The 2,398-nt window shown below is 59.9% G+C and carries 1 protein-coding gene and 1 pseudogene; one reads left to right on the plus strand and one right to left on the minus strand.

Annotated features, from left to right (window positions below; all coding sequences use genetic code 11):
- Positions 1-76 precede the first annotated feature (76 nt).
- The gene (locus VQ044_RS24715; protein WP_327650299.1) at positions 77-1,729 is read left to right on the plus strand and encodes an AAA family ATPase; all 1,653 of its coding nucleotides are present in this window, start codon (positions 77-79) and stop codon (positions 1,727-1,729) included.
- 45 nt (positions 1,730-1,774) lie between these two features.
- Here the strand turns inward: VQ044_RS24715 and VQ044_RS24720 are convergent.
- Positions 1,775-2,398 (minus strand): annotated as a pseudogene (locus VQ044_RS24720) (hypothetical protein); the annotation flags it as partial.

Consider the following 2,398-nt stretch of genomic DNA (forward strand, 5'->3'; position numbering starts at 1 on the left):
CGCCGTCTGGATCAATCCGCCCAACAACAAGCTCCAACTCCAAGCTTAATCTATCGCTCCGGCTGTCTCACATTCGTTGACACGCTCCGAGGCACTGGCCGATGCGGCAAGGAGCAGGCGGGCAGCGGCCAATCTCGCCGCGCACGATACGTTCGATGGCCTTGCTATTCCGGGTGTCGGCGCGGAAACGTGGCGCACTCTGTGGGAGGCGGCGCGCCGCTATTCTGAACAAACGGCATATCCCGGCTCTCCCTTCCCGCCTGCGGAGGACGAAGCGTGCGTCCTTTGCCATCAGACGCTCAGCCCTGAAGCCAAAAGCCGTATGGAAGGTTTCGAGGCGTTCATCCAGGCTGATGCCGAGTCACAGGCGGCAAGCGCGGAGCATGAATTCTCCGATGCCCTTGCAGCGTTCAGGCTTCGGAAACTAGATGTGCGCGTGATGGCGCAGGCGCGGCAGCGCATAGCTCTTCAACATGCGAGCCTCGCCCGCAGCGTCCTGCGCTTCGTCGCCAGTGCGGATTTGCGGCGCCTTAAATGCCTCCGTGCGCTTTCGTCTCCTGATGAGCTCGTGCTGCCGCCGCTCTCGCCTTCACCAAAGGCCGAACTGGAGAAGCTGACGGGTGCGCTTGAAGCCTATGCCGTGGAGCTTGATGAAGCCGGCGACATGGATGGCCGCAAGAAACTGATACATGAACGTGACTCCCTGAAGGACCGGGCCGCCATCCCTGACCTGCTCGAAACCGCCAGGAAAGAAATAAAGCGCCTGGACGATCTGCGGATTCTTCGCGCCTGCATCGCGGACACGGCAACCAACGCCATCACCAAGCTGGGGAACGACATCGCCGATAACGTCATCACCCCGAAGATGCGCGACCAGTTTCAGTCAGAAATCGTCCGTCTCGCGGCGGAAAAAGTGCGCGTGGAAATCGTGCGTTCAGGCGGGCAGTACGGCTCCCCCAACTATCAGGTGCGCCTCTTTGCCAACCCGAAAGCCAAGGTCCACATGGTCTTGAGTGAGGGTGAGCAAACATGCGTGGCATTGGCTGCGTTCCTCACCGAGCTTGCAACGGCGTCCCATAAGTCCGCGCTCGTGTTTGATGACCCGGTGACATCGCTCGATCATCGCTGGCGCGAGAAAGTGGCGGAGCGGCTGGTCGAAGAATCCAAGACGCGCCAGATCATCGTCTTCACCCACGACATGGTGTTTGTGAACGACCTGCACGACAAAGGTGTCCGCGAGGGTCTTCCCATGAAGCTTGTCAGCCTGTCGCGCAGTCCTGCCGGCACAGGCATGGTCGGCGAGGGACTGCCCTGGCAGCACGCCAGCATCCGCGATCGGATCGACAAGCTGGAAAAAGCAGCACGGGAATCGCGCAAGCTCTACGATGCGAATGACGAAGAAGGATATCGAGACGCCGCAGTGAAGATTTATGACCGGCTCAGGGCAACGTGGGAACGCGGTCTCGAAGACGTGGCCTTTGCCGGGGTCATCCACCGGCACCGCGATTATATCGACACCAAGAATCTGAAGAGGGTTACGGTCATCGAGGACGCGGATGTCGAAACCTTTCGGAAGAACTTCAAGAAATGCAGTGACCTCGTGGAGGCACATGATCCGTCGCGGGCACGGGACGGTGCCGTTCCTCCACCGGACGATATTCTGACGGACATCAAAATCCTCGCCGACTGGGCGGAATCGATCAGGACAAGGCAGAATGCACTGACCTGACGGCATGCGAAAAGCAGACTCGTGCTCTGCCGCTCGTCCCTATTCCTACAACAGCCCAACGATCCGGCTTGTCGCGACTGTGCCGAGCCGAAATAGAGTTTGCCGCTGGGCCGAGGCTTGCCGCCAGGAACGCGCTAGGTCTGAATCCCACGGCGTGACAATCAGCTCGAATGAGCCGTCCCCCAGACGGCGAAACATGACGGCCGTGTCCGCATACTCGAATCCGCCCTGTGCGGCGGTCGGCAAATTCATTCGTTCCATACGATTATTGCCGTGCCATGTCAGACGGCGGTCATTCCATGCGCGAGCGCCGCTGCGAAGAATCGGCTCCCCGATCGTCAAATTGTGGGGATAGTCGTATTGCGTGAACAGGAAACCGAAAAACCTGTGACCGCCGCGAGGCAGTTCGAGCTGGTTGCGTGACCCACCCTGCAAGGCCTCCCCATGGATCCACATGGCGTTGTAGTTTGCGGGATTTACAGCGCCCGTTTCGATGATGAGCCTGAACAGGGGCAGCGCCCCAACGTTAATCGGCGCTGGGGGCGCGGGGATGTCCCGATCGATGTTGAACTTCTGAAGGGGCGGCGTTGCCCGCCTTGAGCCGGTAGGCTCGGGGTGTCGAATCCACTTCGGAGAGCAACGCCATGAAGAAAGATACCACATCGACGA

This window comes from Aurantimonas sp. C2-5-R2 (assembly GCF_036549495.1).
In the GTDB taxonomy this organism is placed as follows: domain Bacteria; phylum Pseudomonadota; class Alphaproteobacteria; order Rhizobiales; family Rhizobiaceae; genus Aurantimonas; species Aurantimonas coralicida_A.